The organism is Paradesertivirga mongoliensis, assembly GCF_024436395.1.
Taxonomy (GTDB): Bacteria; Bacteroidota; Bacteroidia; order Sphingobacteriales; family Sphingobacteriaceae; genus Paradesertivirga; species Paradesertivirga mongoliensis.
Genome location: NZ_JAFMZO010000004.1, coordinates 131,199 through 149,933 on the forward strand (window position 1 = coordinate 131,199; position 18,735 = coordinate 149,933).

15 protein-coding genes are annotated in these 18,735 nt (G+C 45.0%); 6 read left to right on the forward strand and 9 right to left on the reverse strand.

Features of this window, described 5'->3' with window-relative positions:
- Nucleotides 1-28 precede the first annotated feature (28 nt).
- The 9 genes from mnmA to J3P43_RS16145 form a co-directional block, all read right to left on the reverse strand.
- Nucleotides 29-1,117, reverse strand: a complete 1,089-nt coding sequence (gene mnmA, locus J3P43_RS16105; RefSeq protein WP_255904340.1) for a tRNA 2-thiouridine(34) synthase MnmA — start codon at nucleotides 1,115-1,117, stop codon at nucleotides 29-31.
- Nucleotides 1,118-1,335: 218 nt separating this feature from the next.
- Nucleotides 1,336-1,725, reverse strand: a complete 390-nt coding sequence (locus J3P43_RS16110; RefSeq protein ID WP_255904342.1) for an arsenate reductase ArsC — start codon at nucleotides 1,723-1,725, stop codon at nucleotides 1,336-1,338.
- A 6-nt stretch (nucleotides 1,726-1,731) separates the two neighbouring features.
- Nucleotides 1,732-2,775: an ACR3 family arsenite efflux transporter gene (gene arsB, locus J3P43_RS16115; RefSeq protein WP_255904344.1), complete on the reverse strand. Its 1,044-nt coding sequence runs from the start codon at nucleotides 2,773-2,775 to the stop codon at nucleotides 1,732-1,734.
- Entirely contained in the window at nucleotides 2,772-3,251 is a 480-nt protein-coding gene (locus J3P43_RS16120; RefSeq protein ID WP_255904346.1) for a GNAT family N-acetyltransferase, read from the reverse strand. The genes arsB and J3P43_RS16120 overlap by 4 nt, the downstream gene beginning before the upstream one ends.
- A gap of 2 nt (nucleotides 3,252-3,253) precedes the next feature.
- Complete coding sequence (locus tag J3P43_RS16125; protein WP_255904348.1) at nucleotides 3,254-3,811, reverse strand: DUF6428 family protein; 558 nt, start codon at nucleotides 3,809-3,811, stop codon at nucleotides 3,254-3,256.
- Between the two features lie 47 nt (nucleotides 3,812-3,858).
- The gene (locus J3P43_RS16130; protein ID WP_255904350.1) at nucleotides 3,859-4,185 is read right to left on the reverse strand and encodes an ArsR/SmtB family transcription factor; all 327 of its coding nucleotides are present in this window, start codon (nucleotides 4,183-4,185) and stop codon (nucleotides 3,859-3,861) included.
- A 275-nt stretch (nucleotides 4,186-4,460) separates the two neighbouring features.
- A complete protein-coding gene (locus J3P43_RS16135) occupies nucleotides 4,461-5,354 on the reverse strand; it encodes a PorP/SprF family type IX secretion system membrane protein (protein ID WP_255904352.1) in 894 nt (297 codons plus the stop codon).
- Nucleotides 5,355-5,726 (reverse strand): T9SS type B sorting domain-containing protein, encoded by a 372-nt coding sequence (locus J3P43_RS16140; RefSeq protein ID WP_255904354.1) that lies wholly within the window; start codon nucleotides 5,724-5,726, stop codon nucleotides 5,355-5,357.
- Complete coding sequence (locus J3P43_RS16145; protein ID WP_255904356.1) at nucleotides 5,717-7,042, reverse strand: hypothetical protein; 1,326 nt, start codon at nucleotides 7,040-7,042, stop codon at nucleotides 5,717-5,719. Before J3P43_RS16145 ends, J3P43_RS16140 begins: the two co-directional genes overlap by 10 nt.
- A 458-nt stretch (nucleotides 7,043-7,500) precedes the next feature.
- On the opposite strand from J3P43_RS16145, the gene J3P43_RS16150 reads away from it, so the two are divergent.
- From J3P43_RS16150 to J3P43_RS16175, 6 genes are all read left to right on the forward strand, one after another.
- Nucleotides 7,501-10,209 carry an outer membrane beta-barrel protein gene (locus J3P43_RS16150; protein ID WP_255904358.1) on the forward strand — a complete coding sequence of 903 codons (2,709 nt, stop codon included), beginning with the start codon at nucleotides 7,501-7,503 and terminating at the stop codon, nucleotides 10,207-10,209.
- Nucleotides 10,210-11,203: 994 nt separating this feature from the next.
- Entirely contained in the window at nucleotides 11,204-13,693 is a 2,490-nt protein-coding gene (gene hrpB / locus J3P43_RS16155) for an ATP-dependent helicase HrpB (protein WP_255904360.1), read from the forward strand.
- Nucleotides 13,694-13,721: 28 nt separating this feature from the next.
- Nucleotides 13,722-13,952 carry a hypothetical protein gene (locus tag J3P43_RS16160; protein WP_255904362.1) on the forward strand — a complete coding sequence of 77 codons (231 nt, stop codon included), beginning with the start codon at nucleotides 13,722-13,724 and terminating at the stop codon, nucleotides 13,950-13,952.
- On the forward strand, nucleotides 13,945-16,341 hold the full coding sequence (locus J3P43_RS16165; RefSeq protein WP_255904364.1) for a COR domain-containing protein: 2,397 nt from the start codon (nucleotides 13,945-13,947) through the stop codon (nucleotides 16,339-16,341). The genes J3P43_RS16160 and J3P43_RS16165 overlap by 8 nt, the downstream gene beginning before the upstream one ends.
- Nucleotides 16,342-16,501: 160 nt before the next feature.
- The gene (locus tag J3P43_RS16170) at nucleotides 16,502-17,560 is read left to right on the forward strand and encodes an HNH endonuclease (protein ID WP_255904366.1); all 1,059 of its coding nucleotides are present in this window, start codon (nucleotides 16,502-16,504) and stop codon (nucleotides 17,558-17,560) included.
- Between the two features lie 24 nt (nucleotides 17,561-17,584).
- Entirely contained in the window at nucleotides 17,585-18,691 is a 1,107-nt protein-coding gene (locus J3P43_RS16175) for an HNH endonuclease (RefSeq protein WP_255904368.1), read from the forward strand.
- Nucleotides 18,692-18,735 lie beyond the last annotated feature (44 nt).

Genomic DNA, 18,735 nt, shown 5'->3' on the forward strand with positions numbered 1-18,735 from the left:
AAGATAATAAAAGTGGATGAAAGATCTGCTAGAGTAAGAAACCACCGCCCAGCAAATCATTGCCTTCGTAAAAAACTGCCGACTGTCCCGGTGCTATTCCGCTCACATTATGATGGAAATCCACCTTCATATGTTCTCCTTGCTGTACAATCGAACTCATCGTTCCTGCATCTTTATAGCGGATCTTGGTGATCGCCTCGATCGGTTTAGTAATGCTATCGTATTTAATCAGGTTCAATCCTCTTACCAGTGCAGTCGAACGCTCCAGCTCATCGGCTGTGCCTAAAACAACGGTATTTATCGCCGGCATGATTTCCGTAACGAACATTGGGTGGCCAAAAGCAACACCTAGGCCTTTTCGCTGGCCGATGGTGTAATACGGATAACCTTTATGCTGGCCCACCACCGTGCCGTTAGTTAATACAAAGTTGCCGGGACCTATTCTTTCATCCAGATCTTCAACTTTGTTCCGTAAAAACGCGCGGTAATCATTATCGGGCACAAAGCAGATTTCATAACTCTCACTCTTCTTAGCCAATTCTTCCTGACCCATATCCAGAGCCATCTGCCTGATTTCGGCTTTTGAAAAGCTGCCCAGGGGAAATTTTGTTCTGGCAAGGTTTTCCTGTGATACTCCCCAAAGTACATAGCTTTGATCCTTGTTCTCATCCTTACCCTTGGAGATCACATAGCGGCCATTATCGTGCTGACGGATGTTTGCATAATGCCCGGTCGCAATAAATTCACAATCCAGTTTGTTGGCCCGTTTCAACAGTGCGTCCCATTTGATGTGCGTGTTGCAAAGCACACAAGGGTTCGGTGTCCGGCCTGCCAGGTACTCGTCCACAAAGTTGTCGATCACGAAATCCCCAAACTCATTTCGAATGTCAAGGATGTAGTGGGGGAAGCCATAGCCAACTGCAAGTGCGCGGGCATCATTGATAGAATCGAGGCTGCAGCAGCCGGTCTCTTTAGATGAGCTGCCCGACGAAGCATAGTCCCATGTTTTCATGGTCAGGCCAATCACTTCATATCCCTGATCATGCAACATAACTGCCGCGACCGAGCTATCTACTCCGCCACTCATGGCCACTAAAATTCTACCGTGCTTGCTCATCTTTAAAGGGAACAAAGGTAAGCTTAATTTTGGGAAAGGAGAGACGGTAAAAGGTCAGAAACTTGTAATAAAGGAGGGAAAAAATCGATGTTTTGAAGTTAACTTTAAATTAATAGACGTTGTTAATCAGTATAATAAGGTACATCATCTGCTCTAGAAGTTTAGTTGTGAGAAAAGAAACGCAGGCAGGTCCAAAGCCCTGCCTGCGTTGGATGTATTTAATTGATCCGTTCCAAAAGTTGGAGCACCCTATCTCGAATTTCATCGCGAACCTTATTGAATTCTTCAGGCTCCATGCCCCTCGGGTCGGGGAGCTGCCAGTCTTCCCGGTGTTTCGCGTTTACCAGGGGGCACTCGTCTCCGCATCCCATAGTAATGGCGTATTCATATTCCACCTGCGGTATTTCATCTAAAGATTTGGAACTGTGAGTGCTCAGGTCGTAACCCAGCTCCTGCATGGCGGCAATCGCCTTTGGGTTAATCTTTCCCGATGGCCTTGAGCCCGAGCTGTGGGCTACGACTTTGTCTTTTCCATAAATGTTGGCAAAAGCCTGTGCCATCTGACTTCTGTTGGAGTTTTCTATACAGACAAAAAGGATATTCTTCATGAATTACTATTTATTGAGAGGATCTGATTTAAACTTATCTTGTTGTTTAAGAGCATATTTAACCAGTAGTATCAAAACGGGCACTTCAATTAGCGGGCCGATCACAGCTGCGAAGGCTGCGCCTGAGTTTACGCCGAATACTGCTATTGCTACGGCTATCCCAAGTTCGAAATTGTTACCTGCAGCGGTGAATGCTAATGATGTGGATTTCTCATACCCTATATCAGCTTTCTTAGCCAGGTAAAAGGCGGCAAAGAACATAATCGCGAAGTAGATGGTAAGAGGAATTGCAATCCGGACTACATCTAAAGGAATACTTACAATAAGGTTTCCTTTTAAGCTAAACATCAGCAGAATTGTGAATAGTAAGGCTATCAGAGTAACCGGACTGACAGCCGGAATAAAAACCTCTTCATACCACTTTTTCCCTTTGAGTCGCGTAAGCAGAATTCTTGAGAGCATCCCTGCGAGGAAAGGTATTCCGAGATAGATAAACACGCTCTCGGCAATCTGGCCTATGGTGATATCTACTTCGAAGCCCTGCAGCCCGAAAAAGGGAGGGAGCTTCGTTAAAAAGATCCAGGCGTATACACTGTAAAAGAAGATTTGGAAAATAGAATTAAAGGCAACCAGTCCCGCGGTGTACAGGCTGTCGCCTTTAGCCAGATCGTTCCAAACAATAACCATCGCAATGCAACGTGCTATCCCGATGAGTATAAGTCCGGTCATGTATTCAGGGTAATCTCTTAGAAAAGTGATTGCCAGGAAAAACATTAGTAACGGGCCGATTATCCAATTTTGGACAAGAGATACACTAAGTATTTTTACATTCATGAAGACTTTAGGTAATTCTTCGTAACGTATCTTAGCCAGAGGAGGATACATCATGAGTATTAATCCTGCGGCGATCGGGATATTTGTAGTACCCGAATTAAACTGGTTGATCTGACCTTCTATCCCGGGATAGAAATAACCCAGCCCAACGCCGGCGATCATAGCCAGGAAAATCCATAAAGTTAAAAAGCGGTCGAGAAAAGAAAGTGATTTCATATAAGCTTGCTTCTCCTTTCCATCAGAATCACGTTGCGCCAGACCCCGTTCAGTTGGCCGGGTTTCTCGCGATAGCCAATAGTTCTGAAACCGCATTTTTCATGCAGTCTGATGCTCGCCTCGTTCTCCTGTAAAATTCCCGATTGTAAGCTCCAGATTCCGTTTAGTTCGCTGTTTGCAATCAGCGCATTCAAGAGCGTGGCACCAATGCCTTTCCCGCGGGCTGCACCAGAAACATATACACTCACCTCGGCCACCCCGCCATATACGCACCTGCCCGAAACCGGCGAGAGCGCTGCCCAGCCGGCAATCTCAGCATTTACTTCTGCTACCAGGCGCGAGTGCTTTAAATGGCTGTTATCCCAGGTTTCCCATTCGGGTGCAGAAGTTTCGAAGCTCGCATTACCGGTAGCCAGACCGGCCAGGTAAATTTCCTTTACGTCTGGCCAGTCGTTTTGAGTTAATTCTCTTACCATCTTTAGCAGCAGGCAGAGTTAGGTTCGCAGCAGCTTACTGCCAGATTGTTCAGTTTCAGATCAGTCTTTTCTGCCGAAGGAGTACAACACTCCCCGCCCGAATCAGTTGTTCCGCAGCTGCCGCCTCTTCCAATCGCTTTGCACTGCGTAAAATCTGGCTGCAGATCTACTGTAAGCGAATCGCCTGAAACGATAAACTGACCGGGATACATTTGACGGGTGTCAAACTCCGAATTGCCAAACTCTATCTTAACTGTTGCTTTCTCATCCAGAGGTAAAGCTTTTTCTACCAGGCTTATAATTGAAAGAGCTTTGCTCACTTTCATCGCCCGTTCCGAGCTTTTGTCGAAGGGTTCCCAGAGCTGCACGATCACTTCCGTCCATTGATTCATTTTTCCCCCACAGTCCACCGAGGTGATGGGAGCCAGCTTAATTTCTGTAATGTGATAGGAGGTATCCACCAGACTGTTTTCCGCATAGCGAAAATCCAGGTGCTTATCGGTGTGAGCCAAAAGGTATTCCTTAAACGATCCCCAGGTCATTAATGTATTTGTTTCCATAATTCTAAAGTTTATCGTATTTATTCGATTAATTAATTCAAATTTTTTTAACAACAGCCCGAATTTTTCACCAAAGCGAAGAGGGTATCAAACGTAGTTCTAAACCGGCGGAATTTCTCCGGATCAATGCAGTAGCAAGATTTCGCGCCCTCAATGGTACCCTGAATCAAGCCGGCATTTTTTAGTTCTTTCAAGTGTTGCGACACCGTACTTTGCGCAAGTGGAAGTACCTCCACTATCTCGCCGCAAATGCAGCTTTGTTTTTGTGCGAGTACCTTCAGTATCGCAATCCGCGCCGGGTGAGCAATAGCCTTGGCAAATTCTGCCAGTTCTTGCTCTTCCACTGTAAACTCTTCTTTTTTGTTAATAGCCATAATGTATATCGCAAATATACGATAGGATTTCCAGGGTACAAGAGCGATTTGAAAAAATATTTCCGGATATCTCAATGGAGGTGATGCGGCCCGATGATTTAGATGCTGGCAAAGTTGCAACGTCAAAGCAGCGTTTGTCCGAGGTAAACCGCACCAAGTGGCGAAAATGTGTCAACTGCATTGTATGGCAGATTGATCGACGCTACTTACTGCGTGGGGGAAACAGAATTAGGGCCGGTGGTTTCGTTAAAAACCCTGGTAAGAATTTGCTCCGTTTAAAAATAATAACATCCAGAGAATTCCCTTCCTTTTAGTGGAAGCCGCAGGTTGAGCATGAGTTCATGGGAGCCGTTATGTGAAGATGCCAGCTTCGTGATGCTGTAATCATAGGCATAACCCAGGCAGAGTGTTCTAGTGATATAGAGTTTAGCAAGAAAATCAATCGAGTCCATAGATCTGTAGGAGACTCCTAATCCCAATCGTTCTTTAATCAAAAGATTTAAATTCAAATCCAACTGCAAAGGAGACCCGGAAACATACCTTCCTAAAATATTCGGCTTTAGAACGAAAGCATCTCCCAAGGGAAGAATGTATCCGCCCTGCAAAGTTACGAATGGACTATGGTTATTCTCATAATCCTGAATATAGAGGAAGGGAGAGGACAGCCCCAGATAGAACTTATCCGAAAAAAGCATCAGGCCCGCACCAAAGTTAGCGCGTAGCTGGTCCTGATCTGCAAATAGCGGATCATCATTCAGGTCTACCGGGCTCGAGATCCGGCTGTAATCTTCGGCGTACTGAGAGAGGCCGCCGTTAACTCCCAGTGACAGATAAGTTTTGCTGTTGATTTTTACCCGCTGGGCAAGTGTGAAAAACCCGCCGGTTTCGGTAATTGCTTCGCCAATATGATCTCTGAATGCCGTTATGCCAATAAAAGTGTTTGAGCGCCCCAGAGGCGAATGCACTGAAAAGGTCTGCGTGTTAGGAGCGCCGGCAAAGCCCTGCCACTGCTGTCGTACAACCGTGGTGATATTTATAGACTCATCTACCGCCGGATAGGCTGGATTGATAAGAACAGGATTAAACATGTACTGAGAGAAGATTGCTTTTTGCTGCGTGAAGCCATGCAGGCTAATTATCTGAAGGCAAATGAAAATCAGCTTCTTCATCTACCTTTTAATTATAAAGTAATCCTTTAATACTCCGTCCTGGTTCAGGATCAAATCTTTATATGTTAAAACATAATAATACACACCGGCGATAAGTTCAGTGGAGATAGAATTTGTATTTCCAATACCTCTGAAACTGCGGGAGTCATTATTGTAATTCCTCATTTCATACACTTTAATACCCCAGCGGTTAAAAATCTGGATCTGATTTTCGGGATACAGGTCTATGTTTTTTATGAAAAGGAAATCGTGCCCCCGGCCGTCCTCATTGGCGGATATTAGTCGGGCCGAAACAACCTGTTCATCGCCATTGGATATGCGGATATTCTTCGTTGTGAAAAACTTCCGGCCGCAGGCGTCTTTTAAAGCCACTGTAAGCAGCACAATGCGATATTCTCGTCTGAAGGAGGAGTGTAGCTGATGTTTTTTTTATCAGAGCTCGTGGTAATACTACCGCTGGATGCTGTCCATTCGACTTCATAATCAGAAAGATTAACGTTGCCGGGAACACTGAAGCTTACAGGATATACGGTCTCTGCGCGCATTAAGCCAGCTGCAGTAATCTGGGGCGAAACATTTTTAGATTGTCTGTCCACAACCGCCATAAATGAGAAATTGAAAAAGGCCCGCTGCAAAGCAACATGATCAGAATTGAATGGCGTTCCTCCAAATCCTCCACCAATTCCGCCATCGTGATAGTGTCCACCCTGGTACATTACAAGCCCTCTGGTGGGGTCGTCGAAGCCGAATCCATATGCCAGAACACTCGCGGGCCCCGGAGAGAGTGAAGGTACTTGCGAGTGTGCCGGACTGGTGATGCTTAACTTTGCACCAGGCCGCCATTTGCCATTTGCCTTAGGCAGATAAATCGATTCCGACCCATTTGTACTAGCGTCATCCATTTTATTTACGAACTGCATAACAGGGTCGGCCGGATATTGGTAGGTATAAGGAGGAATTCCATCCAGGTGGTTTTGATACTTAACCATTCCTGTTGTGGTAAGGAAATTCATAGACATCAAGCCGTCCGGGCTCACAATATTTTCCATTACACTTACCGCGTGACAACCCGACCAGATTGCTCCTTTCCGGTCCTTGTTCCAGAATAGCAGGTTTTGGTGACTTGCCCATACCGGATCTGCATGAGGTAATATAAAAATGTCGTCGCATTCGGTAAGTTCCGCCGGCGTTTTCCATGCTGTGCGGTTCGATCCTCCATGCGCCGAGGCCGGAATATCTGCATTTACAAAAAATGGTGTTATTAGTTGGCCGGACATTTTATCAATGGTCCATTTAGGGGCATAATTTAAGGTGGCATAAATGTCTACTGATATTTCGGTATCAGTAGTTTCACCAATCACCCCCTTCGTTTTCCATCCCTCAATAGCTTCGTTTACTTCGGCCGTCCGGTATTGCGCGAGAACGATAAATGAGCCCGATCTATAAGGTGTATTATTATATGTAAAATCGATGCCGTCTTTGCTTTTTGATGAGTTTATAGCCCATTTCACCGGAGCATTGAAATTCTGCAAAAGATCATATACCAAACCGTAAGGCTTTAATCCGTTCGCTTTCGTTTGGGGAGAAATGCCCAGATTCACAATAAAAGAGCCCTTGCTGATTCTTTCTATGCCAGCAAAAGATTTAAAGGAGCAAACGAGAAAAATACAGAATAGATATTTTTTCATTTAAGTAACGTAATACAAGTTATGTTTTTTTCCAGAATTTAAAAATTGTGAATTTAATTCCTGGTTATCATCCTGTTACAGCCTGCCGTCCGGCCAGTGTCAGCAATGTTTCGTTCTTAATTAAGGCTAAGAAAATGGGTGTATGGGCGTTCATGTTAAGCGTCCCGGCATCCCAGCAATCTACCACAGCGACGTTCTTACAAAGACTGCCGTCCCGTAAGTGGCGGAAGATTTAAACAGCAGCAGGCTCTGTGGTCGGGAGGGGGGCAGCGACTGGTTGTTGAAATCAGGGAAATTATATAAGGTCTCTGCAAAACTGTTCTGCGCTCGCTCTCATAACCGGGCGGGGCCGGCCTTTTATTCGTGTTGCTTATTGCTTTTTAAGCCTCTCATGAGCTCCCGTTAATTTAATTTTGAAACTAAAGATTTAGTAGTACTTTAGTGCAAGCTTAACCAATATGCCTAAACCTTGCACCCTCTTTTTACTTCTTTTCTTTCCGGTATTTGTCATTGCCCAAAACCGTGCATCCATTAAAGGGAAAATTATCGATTCTTTAAGTTCCGAGCAATTGGAGCTGGCAACAATTGCCATTGTGGAGCCAGGCGATTCAAGCCTGGTATCATATACGGTCAGCACCAAAGATGGCTCTTTTACGCTTCGTAATCTACCGGCAGAGAAACCACTCAAATTGGTCATCTCATACGTGGGTTATCAAAACTACCGAAAGATCATCAATCTTGGCAAACAGGAACTCCGCGATTTCGGTAGTATCCGGATGCAGCGCCGTATGCTTGACGAGCTCATAATCAAGGGTGAGCGCGCAGCCGTAATCATAAAGAAAGACACTATAGAATTCAGTCCTGAAGCATTTAAAACCCGCCCCAATGCGGTAATCGAGGACCTGCTGCGGCTTTTGCCGGGGGTGCAGGTTGACCTTGACGGCGGTTTAAGCCTCAATGGTAGGGGAGTAAGGAAGTTGATGATAGATGGGCGTGATTTTTTTGGCAGCAACCTAACGATAGCAACACGGAATCTTAACGTCGATCTTATTGATAAGGTACAAATCTACGACGATCGAGAGAATGATCCCGACCACCTCGTTCCAGAGTCGCAGGTACAAAAGATCATCAACCTTAAATTAAAGAAGAGCGTCAAAAAAACCACACTCGGTAAAGTTTATGCCGGCGGCGGAACAAACAGCAGAATGGAGGCCGGTGCGCTGATAAATAATTTCAGGGATACCCTTCAGGTAAGTGTCATCGCCTTCAAAAACAATGTTAACCGCAGTACCTTTTCGGCCGGCGATCTTTCGGGTATGGGGGGATTTAATAGGGGCGGATCGCGAAACGTTGATTTTGGAGGAAGGCAAAGTGGGATACAGAACATCGGATCTGCCGGCATCAATTTAAATAACGACTGGGGCAAAAAGCTGAAAGCTAATTTAATGTACTTCTACTCGAACAGCCATACCAGGGGTGAAAACTATTCGAACAATAGACGTTTCTTCAACGACGTAACCTTAAGCTCACAATCAAGCTCCTTTAGGAAAGACATTAACAACAGCCATAAAGTCGGCGGATTATTAACATGGGCGATCGACAGCCTGAACAATGTTAGATTTACGCCCAGTATAGAATTCTCGTCTACTAATTCAACAAACAGCTCAGAGGCGTTTACAGGAAACCAGACGCGTTCACGCATAAACGAGAGTACTGCCAACACCCGCTCGGGCTTCAACTCATTCTCTTACGATCATAAGATCACCTATGGCTTATTACTGCCTAAGAAGGCTACTTTCAGGTGGATTAATGATGTGTCCATTAGCCCCTCCGAATCGAATTTTTACAGCCTTTCTAATAATGTCATTTATAATACCCCGGTTGAGGAAGACATCCGCGATCAGATTACAACAAGAGATTCAAAGTACCGATACTTTCATTCATGGCTAACCTATAGAAAGCCCTTTACCAAAACCCTTACCTGGGACGCGAGCTTTGGAAGTTCATTTTCTGCAAGCAAGCAGTTTGTCGAAACACTCAGACTGAACCCCGTAACCGGACAGTATGACGTTTTGATTGCCGACCAGAGCAACGACATCCGACGCCGAACTGCCCTCTATCATTATAACGCGAGGATAACCTGGAAGCCCACCAGTAAGATAAGTGCAGAAGCAAGCCTCACCGCGAGGCCATCGTACTTCAAAAATTCTTTCGGTGCAGGAATCCAGGATCTGAATCAAAAATTTCTATTCTGGTTGCCCAAGATCAGTATATCCGGTACCAATTTCTCTGCTTCTTACGATGTTTGGATATACAATCCTTCTATTTCCAGCTTAAATCCGCTGATTGTGTCGAATAGCTTATTATACACCTCTACCGGAAATCCTGATCTGAGGCCTGAAAGAAGCCAGCAGGTAGACTTCAACTATAACAAGTTTAACAGTGCAAAACAGGCCGGCTATTCCTTTAACTTCAGAGGCTCGCTGTCCGACGATAGCGAAACATTAAACACCACTATTGATCCCTCCACGGGTGCCCAGAGCACCAAACCGGCAAATGTCGACGGAGATTATTATGCATCTTTTTCTTCTAATTACAACAAGCGCTTCAAAAAGATGGGCAACTGGACGTTTCGTTATAGTACAGGCTTGGGTACCAATATTCAACGCTCATACTTCTTTCTCAATCAGTTAGAGGGAAAACGGGATGCATGGGGGATCAATATGAGGCAACAGTTTACACTCTCTTACAAAAATCTGCTTGATATATCGCCTGCATACTCGCTGAACCTTAACTACAGCAAATCGAACGGGACTATCAATAGTGACTTCCAGGCCAACACCCAAAATCTCAGTACCTCTTTTTACCTGCGTTCGTTCAAGAAGCTGAACATCGAAAGCACATACCAGTATCGATATAATTCGCAGATAAGCGAAGCATTCAGAAGAAGTGCCCATCTTCTTAACTCATCCCTATCTTATACAATCGGAAAAACAAACCCTGGTCAGTTAAAACTTTCGGTATACGACCTGCTCAACCAGAATACAAGCATCAGTAGCTATGCCAGCCGAAACAGTGAAGGAGATCAGACTAATTTGGTATTGAGACAATATTTTATGCTGGGGTATGTGTATAATTTTAAGAGCTTGAAAGCGAAGAAGCATTAGGAGATAGCAATCCGGAGAGCGTATCAGCCCTGACATAACCTCACATCCCCACCAGCGGCCTGGAGTAAGCTGTATGTTAGGCTACTGCGAGACTTTACTGCGTCCACCCTCATAGCCGGGCTGCGCCGTTATTTTCCTCCCACCGCTCGCACTTCGGTCAATTACTTAAAAATTGGTCTTTTTCGTTTTCATGGGTCCTGCGATTCCTAACAAGCGACCATGCTAGGCGCCCAGCAACCCAACATTTCACCAGCAACTTCCCTACGAAGACCTGCCGTCCTGTAAGTGCCGGAATAGCTTAGCCATCAGCGGCCTGTGCAGAGAAGGGGTCATTGGCTTGTTGCCTGAAGATAGAGGGTTGATGTTCGGTTCCTGCAATACGGTTCTTCGTTCGCCCTCATAGCCGGGCGATGGCCTAGTCCTTTTTTCTTGATAAAAAAGTACCAAAAAATCAAGGCAACAACGAAGCTTCAGCCGCACGGGCCAGCTCCCGGCTCGCCGTTCTTGCCAGCCCAACGCTCCTGTGTTCTACATTCAATAATTATCTCTAACGTACAAATTTTCCTAACTAGTGCAAAAATTGGCCGCGTAGTTATATGCGCCCAGCAACCCTTCAATTTATTAGCAACTTCCCTACGAAGCCCTGCCGTCCCGTAAGTGCCGGAAAAATTTCACCAGCAGCAGGCCCCGAGCTTCGGAAAGGGCATTGGCTGGTTTTCTGAAGCCCGGCCAAGCGCATCGGCGAAAAGCAGACGCAGCCCCGAGCGCTGCTGGTGAAATGAGCCCGGGGCCCTGAGCCCAAAGGCACCTTCGGGACGGCATTGACTTTATTTATGGGTTTTTATTGTTTTTCAATAGGTATAAATGAGATCGCTTCGCTAAGTATGGTCCTTTTTGTCAAGAAAAAGGACTAGGCCCCCGCGGCCAATGAGCGGACAAAAGGAAATCCCAAAACCTTTTTACCACACCTACAACTTATCTTTGCCAAAGCACTATGATCACCTTCAACCCATACCAATACCAACTCCCAGTCACAGAAATAATCTCTGACCTTCAGCGCAAGCTGAACACCAACAATACCCTTATCCTCACCGCCCCACCCGGCGCCGGAAAAAGCACCATCTTACCCTTAGCCCTCCTAAACGCTCCCTGGCTAAACAACAAAAAAATAATCCTCCTCGAACCAAGAAGACTGGCAGCTAGCACCATCGCCCACCGGATGGCAGACCTCTTAGGCGAACAACCCGGCCAAACCGTCGGCTACAGAATAAGATTCGAAAACAAAATTTCGCGTAACACCAAAATCGAAGTCGTCACCGAAGGCATCCTCACCCGCATGCTCCACACCGACAACGCCCTCGAAGACTACGCCCTCATCATCTTCGACGAGTTCCACGAACGCAGCATCCATGCCGACATCGCCCTCGCCCTCAGCCGCGAAGTACAACAAATACTCCGCCCCGACCTCCGGCTACTCATCATGTCCGCCACCCTCGATGTACCCCAATTAGCAGAAATGCTAAATGCTCCTGTTGTCGAAAGCAAAGGCAAAATGTACCCCGTTGACATCATCTACACCGGCGAGCAGCCCATCGAGCAACTGCCCGACCATTGCAGCAAAACCATCGCCCGCGCCACCAAAGAGCAGGAGGGCGACACCCTCGTATTTCTCCCCGGCCAGGCCGAGATCCGCAAAACCGCCGAAATCCTCAAACGCAGCCTCAGCAGTTTCGCCATCCACCCGCTGTACGGACAACTCAGCCACGCCGAACAACAAGCCGCCCTCATGCCCGACCCGCATGGCCGCCGCAAAATCGTGCTCGCCACCTCCATCGCCGAAACCAGCTTAACCATCCAGGGCATCCGCATCGTAGTCGACAGCGGCTACACCCGCAAATCCGCCTTCGACCCCCGCACCGGCCTCTCCGCACTCAAAACCGTACAAGTCTCCACCGACTCTGCCGACCAGCGCGCAGGCCGTGCCGGCCGCCTCAGCACCGGAAGCTGCTACAGAATGTGGTCCGCCGCCACCCAGCAGCGCCTCGCGCCATACCGAACCCCCGAGATCCTCGACAGCGACCTCACACCCCTCATGCTCGACCTCCTCGAATGGGGCATCACCAATCCCAACGCCCTCAGCTGGCTCAACAATCCCCCGGCAGCGGCCCTTAACAGCGCCAAAGAACTCCTAACGGCCCTCGGCGCTATCGAAGGCGACAAAATCACCGACCACGGCAAACAAATCCACCGCCTGCCGCTACACCCGCGGCTCGCCAACATGCTCATCACCGCTCAGGAACTAAATAAATTACCCCTCGCCACCGACATCGCCGCCCTCCTCGAAGAACGCGACCCACTCGACCGTACCCTGGCCGGTGCCGACCTCAACCACCGCATCGAACAGCTCCGCCGTTACCGTGCCGAACAACGTCGCGACCGCCAATACGAAAAGATCGAAAAAACCGCCGCCGCCTACCGCAGGCTCTTCCATATCCAGGCCGACAATTCCGCCACCGACGCCTACCACGCCGGCCTCCTGCTCGCCTACGCCTATCCCGAGCGCATCGCCTCCGCCAAAGACGCCAAAAACGGCCTCTTCCAGCTCGCCAACGGACAAACCGCTACTATCAACCGCGACGACGACCTCGCACACGAACCCTGGCTCTCCATCGCCCAACTCGATGCCCAAAAAGGCCAGGGCAAGATCTTCATCGCCGCACCCCTCAACCCCAAGGACCTCACACACCTCGCCAAAGAAACCGAGAACATCCGTTGGGACAGCCGCAAACAACAGCTCCTCGCCACCGCCGATCTCCGCATCGGCAGCATCGTGCTGCAATCCCGCCCCCTCGCAGCGCCCCCCAAACAAAAGCTCGACGACGTCCTCAGCGCCACCATCAAAGCCGAGGGCCAGCACCTGCTCGATTTTAACCCCGACGTACAAACCTGGCAGAACCGCGTACTCAGCCTCCGCCGCTGGAACCCCGAACAATCCTGGCCCAACGTAAGCACCGAAGCCCTGCTCGCCAGCAACCAAACCTGGCTCGGCCCATATTACGACCAGCTTCGCAAGGCCGACGACTTCAAAAAAATCAACCTCAGCCACGTACTGCAACATTCCCTCACCTACGACCAACAGCAGCAGCTCAACCAGCTCGCCCCGGCCGCCATCACCGTACCCAGCGGCTCCAGCATCCCGCTCAGCTATTCCCCCTATGGCGAAGCACCCATCCTGGCCGTCCGCTTGCAAGAACTATTCGGCATGCTCGATACACCCACTGTAAACAGCGGAGCCCAAACCGTAGTCATCCACCTGCTCTCACCCGGCTACAAGCCCGTGCAAGTCACCACAGATCTTCGCAGCTTCTGGCAAAACACCTATTTCGAAGTCCGCAAAGAACTCAAACGCCGATACCCCAAACATTCATGGCCCGAAAACCCGCTCGAAGCAGAGGCGGTAAGAGGGGTGAAGAGGAAGGGGTAGGGTAGGCCGTCACATTGAGCCTGTCGAAATGCGGAGCGCAGGCCGTCATTCGGAGCGTTTTGTCATCTCGACGATAGGAGAGATCTTGCTCGCTGACGGGAATGTTGTTTTTTTGAAGTTTGGAAAGGTACTGATAGCCTTGGTAGGTGCTGTGGCCCTGCTTTCCGTTCATACGCCTGCAGGCCTTAGGCGCGAAGGCCGGTATACACTTCAATCAGGTTTAGGATGGAAGGTCACGCTTTTTAAGAAGCATGGTTAAATGGATTTCAGTAGTGTTATTCCGCATTGATGGCGAATTATTTATATTGCTGTTTTTAAAGGTACTTATGAATTATTTAGCAATTATCGATGAAATTAAACAAGAGACTGGCCTAGAACTAATTGAAGTTGGTGATGTCAGGGACATTGTTCTAACCAATCACCTTGCCAAAAAATATGATTTACACCCTGAGAGGTACGAAAATATTTTTAAGTCTAATCTAGCTTTGTTTCAGTTGGAAGGTGAGGAGATTGTTGGCCTTATACTAAATAACTGTGAGTTGAATGCTATTCCTAAGTGTTTATTTGATATTAGCAGTCTTAGAGTATTAAGCCTAGCTTCCAATCATATTGAAAGCCTTGAAAACAGCTTTGATCGACTACAATACCTCGAATATTTAGATTTATCTAAGAATGATATAGTAGAAATACCCGCTTCCATATACTGCTTAAAAAGTTTGGTGTTTCTTAATTTTCACAAAAATCAAATTGCAGAACTCTCGGAGGATATAAGGCAATTTGCATCTTTAGAAACACTTTTGTTATCAGAAAATAAGCTCATCCGAGTGCCAGATGAAATCATTGAATTAGATACTCTATGGAAGTATACTGAGGGTCTTAACAATATTAATTTTGAGAAGGATAAGGCAGTAAGAAGTCAAACATATGAATTAGCCGCAAGATTGCGCGACGAAGAAAGGCGCCTGTTTATGGAAGGTAGAACAGGAATTAATTTCGATGGTAACGATATAGAAAATTTACCCCCAGAACTTGTAAAAAAAGGACGGAACAAAGTTTTAGAATATTGGCACTCATTGAGTCATGGAGAGTCGTTTCCTGTTAATGAATTTAAACTCATCTTGGTAGGTGATGGAGGTTCGGGAAAAACCTCATTGTTAAAGCGAATTACAACAGGTGAGTTTGACATAAATGAGAAACAAACCCACGGTATAAATATTCAAAGTTGGCGTCTGAAGCGCGACGAGAAGGAGGTTTCAGCGAACCTTTGGGATTTTGGTGGTCAAGAGATCATGCACTCTACTCATCAATTCTTCTTGTCTAATAGGAGTCTATATATAGTAGTTATCGATAGCAGGAGAGAAGAGAAAGTTGAGTATTGGTTGAAGCACATTGAAGCTCTTGGTGGTAATTCACCGACCATAATTGTAATAAATAAAATTGATGAGAATGCTGGTTTCGATGTTAACCGTAAGTTTCTGCTAAAAAAATATCCCAATATTTTTGCGATTACAAAAGTTTCGTGTTCAACGGGAGAGGGGTTGGAAGCCCTCATATCGGCAATCAAAGGCGCATTAGATAATGTTAGTCATCTTAACACGCTATGGCCGAAATCTTGGTTTTTACTTAAGCAACGGCTTGAAACAATAAACGAAAATTTTATTTCCATAACGAAATTCCACGAACTTTGTAAGGAATTCGAAATATACTCAACAGCAAGCCAATCTACACTTTTAGATTTTTTCCACGATTTGGGTGTTATGCTGCGTTTCAAAGATTTTGGTCTAAATGATACAAGTGTTTTAAACCCGCATTGGGTTACTGAAGGCGTTTACCGAATAATAAACTCAAAAAAGCTTGCAGAACATTTGGGGATTTTAAAATATGAACTACTTGAAAGCATACTCCCAAAAGAAATTTATCCCCGACCACAACATAATTTCCTCGTTTCTTTAATGGAGAAGTTTGAATTATGTTATAAGATAACTACTGATGCAATGTTGATTCCTGACTTACTCAGTGTTCAGGAACCTGATTTTGAAATCGAGCCCACTTTAGAGTTTCTTTTTATCTATAATTTCTTACCAAGGTCGATTTTTCCACGTTTCGTTGTGAGGATGAAAAATGATGTTAAAGAATCGTTAGCTTGGCGAACAGGTGTAGTTTTAGAGAATAAAAAAATGAAATCGCTAGCGCGAATCACTATTGATTATGAAGAAAAGCGCATTTATGTAAAGGTTTCCGGAGAATCTCCTAGAGACTACTTTTCAATTATTCATCATTCTTTGACTGATATCAATAGTAGCTTCCAATTTATTTCAACATCTGAAAGAGTTCCCGTAGGCGATGAAGATTTAACAGTTAGCTATCAACATTTAAAAAATCTTGAGGAAATGGGTGTGTTTACATTTATTCCAGAAGGTTCTCTAACACCAATAAATGTGAGTGCAACGCTTGGATCGATAACAAAAACTAGAAAGGAATCAATTGAAGAAGAAATACTCAATAGTTTAAGAGAAATTAAGAATCAAATTTCTGATAGAGGCGGATTGATTAATGAAGCAAATAAAATTTTAGAGCTAAAGCCGAACATCGCTGGAATCGGAATCAATGTTAACGCATTAATTGATAAGCTTTTCAAAAGTAAATAGAATTTGTGCTGAGCGTGTATCCAATCTTCTTACTTACTAAAAACCCATTTCGCGATTGTTCTTTAGCCATTTTATTCCAGTGCTAATAATTACATGAATACAACGTTTACGCGCACGATTCGCTTAAGCTTGCTATCAAATAATGTATATTGAACTTTGAATGAAAAAGCTTAACAATAAAAAGGAAAAAATCTTTGAACTGTTTTCTCAAAACTTAGCTTGGGTAAAGGAACATCCTTCTATTTCATTCAATCCCGACTTCGAGAAAGGGTACGTTTGCCCTTTATGTTTTGATGCTTTTTTTGAAAAAGATCTGGCTCATTCTGCACCTAACCCACTGACTATTGAGCATATACCTCCCGAGTCTTTGGGAGGGAAACCATTGGTTCTTACTTGTAAAAATTGTAATTCGAAAAGTGGACATGAATTAGACGCTCATTTGTTAAAGCACCTTCTCGAAGAAGATGCTCATGCATTATTGCCAAGCTCTAAAACTAAGGCGACATTCGAGCTTAACGGCAATAAAGTTAATGGTGTCGTAGAGGTAGATGATAAAGGAGAGATAAAGTTTGACCTTCAACCTCAACGCTCTCATCCTGATCAATCAAGGAGATTTATGAAGGATTTGTTACCACCACAAACTATATATAATCCCATCTTCAATTCGGATAATTTGTTTGAAAGTGGGGTTACTACTGCTAAATTTAGAGTGTCGTTATCCAAATACTCAAAAGAGCGACGAGCAGAAGTGGCTCTTTTAAGGATTGCGTATTTAAAAGCTTTTTCTACGCTTGGAAATGGTTTTTATATCAATCCTGGCTTGTATAAAGTGCGTGAACAAATACTCAATCCAGACAAGGAGATTTTGCCTAAAGTATTTTGGATTCACTTTGATTTTCCAAAAGAGTTAGAAGGGATTAACATTATATCACTTCCAAAGGAGTTGCGTTGTTATCTAGTTATTTTCACGTTAAAAACACAAAGCCTGGCTAGGCGATTTGCCATAGCATTACCTGGACCTACCGATCCGGGGGTGGAAGTATATGACTATATTGCTAATAATCTATGTGTAGGGGATGGAACAGCCTTCGTGAATGGAATGATTGAACATATTCCTGATACAGACTATCTGAGAGTCAAAAAATACACGTTTGCCTCTCTGTATTTCTGGGGAGAATATACAAAGGAAGATTATCAGCCGCGATTACCACCAGAGTAAGATATAGAAATACGCATTATTTGTATGAGCACAGAAGATATCCCTCTTATCATGTATACTTTTCCTAAACATTTGGAAGACGTGCAGAAATTCTTTACTCATTATCTCCTTGAGGAGATAGTATTACCGCCGACAAGCGCAAGAACTAAATTTCCACCTTATGAAGAGCGCATTTGCAGGTTTTGTAAAAGAAATTCCAAAGAAACAAGCTTCAAGACAGATTCACATGTGATACCACATGCGTTGGGGAATAAGTATTTGGTTGCGGATGATGAATGTGATCAATGCAACAAGCTTTTTTCTACTTATGAAAACTGTTTAGTAGACTACTTAGGTATCCATAGAACCGTTTTTAGTAGTAGGGGAAAGAAAAATAAAGTTCCCAAGTTTAAATCTCCCGATGCTGGCTTAACTGCATCCAATACACACTTTCAAACTATTGAAAAGGCTATCATAATCGAGGATAACAATGGGAGTGCTTTTAATATTGATGATGTCTCTGGTAAAACTACCATAAACTATAAGAAGCATTCATACATTCCGATTTTCGTTTATAAAGCGTTGTTGAAAGTTGCTCTGAGTCTGATAAAAGAGACTTATCTACCTGCTTATACCGAGACAATAAAAATGTTGATCACCGATCATTCCGACAACTTTCTTTCCTCCTTTGCTAAAGTAGGTGCAGCTTATACAAGTCTACACATGAAAACTCATTGCCTAATATTTAGGAAGCAGAGTGCTACAGAATCTTTCCCAACACATGTTTTTCAATTGTATTATGAGAACTTAGTCTTTCAATTGTTTATCCCTTTAAATAAGGAAGATTGTGAATACTACGGTGATCGGGCGCTGAATATTATTTATTGTCCACCAATATTTTTCCAGCCGGAAGCGGAAGACGAAAAATGTTCTTTTGAGATTCTAGACTTGTCAGGCACACAAAAAGTCAAAGAGACAGGGACATTGAGTATGATGTTTGACCCGGAAGCAACTAAAAATCTCAGTGCAATGAATCCTTTCACGGGCGAAGTGGAGTCAAATGTCAAATTTAACCCTAAAAACATCGCTAAGATTATGTTAGTGCCAAGTGGAGCATCGATACCCATTATTAACAACTCTAAGAAGTCATAATTGAACTACACAAGATGGTGGTTCTGCGTACTCTGTACCTAAGT

Coding starts and splice junctions, on each gene's coding strand:
- mnmA (WP_255904340.1), bottom strand. CDS start 1,117: ATGAGCAAGCACGGTAGAATTTTAGTGGCCATGAGTGGCGGAGTAGAT.
- J3P43_RS16110 (WP_255904342.1), bottom strand. CDS start 1,725: ATGAAGAATATCCTTTTTGTCTGTATAGAAAACTCCAACAGAAGTCAG.
- arsB (WP_255904344.1), bottom strand. CDS start 2,775: ATGAAATCACTTTCTTTTCTCGACCGCTTTTTAACTTTATGGATTTTC.
- J3P43_RS16120 (WP_255904346.1), bottom strand. CDS start 3,251: ATGGTAAGAGAATTAACTCAAAACGACTGGCCAGACGTAAAGGAAATT.
- J3P43_RS16125 (WP_255904348.1), bottom strand. CDS start 3,811: ATGGAAACAAATACATTAATGACCTGGGGATCGTTTAAGGAATACCTT.
- J3P43_RS16130 (WP_255904350.1), bottom strand. CDS start 4,185: ATGGCTATTAACAAAAAAGAAGAGTTTACAGTGGAAGAGCAAGAACTG.
- J3P43_RS16135 (WP_255904352.1), bottom strand. CDS start 5,354: ATGAAGAAGCTGATTTTCATTTGCCTTCAGATAATTAGCCTGCATGGC.
- J3P43_RS16145 (WP_255904356.1), bottom strand. CDS start 7,042: ATGAAAAAATATCTATTCTGTATTTTTCTCGTTTGCTCCTTTAAATCT.
- J3P43_RS16150 (WP_255904358.1), top strand. CDS start 7,501: ATGCCTAAACCTTGCACCCTCTTTTTACTTCTTTTCTTTCCGGTATTT.
- hrpB (WP_255904360.1), top strand. CDS start 11,204: ATGATCACCTTCAACCCATACCAATACCAACTCCCAGTCACAGAAATA.
- J3P43_RS16160 (WP_255904362.1), top strand. CDS start 13,722: ATGCGGAGCGCAGGCCGTCATTCGGAGCGTTTTGTCATCTCGACGATA.
- J3P43_RS16165 (WP_255904364.1), top strand. CDS start 13,945: ATGGTTAAATGGATTTCAGTAGTGTTATTCCGCATTGATGGCGAATTA.
- J3P43_RS16170 (WP_255904366.1), top strand. CDS start 16,502: ATGAAAAAGCTTAACAATAAAAAGGAAAAAATCTTTGAACTGTTTTCT.
- J3P43_RS16175 (WP_255904368.1), top strand. CDS start 17,585: ATGAGCACAGAAGATATCCCTCTTATCATGTATACTTTTCCTAAACAT.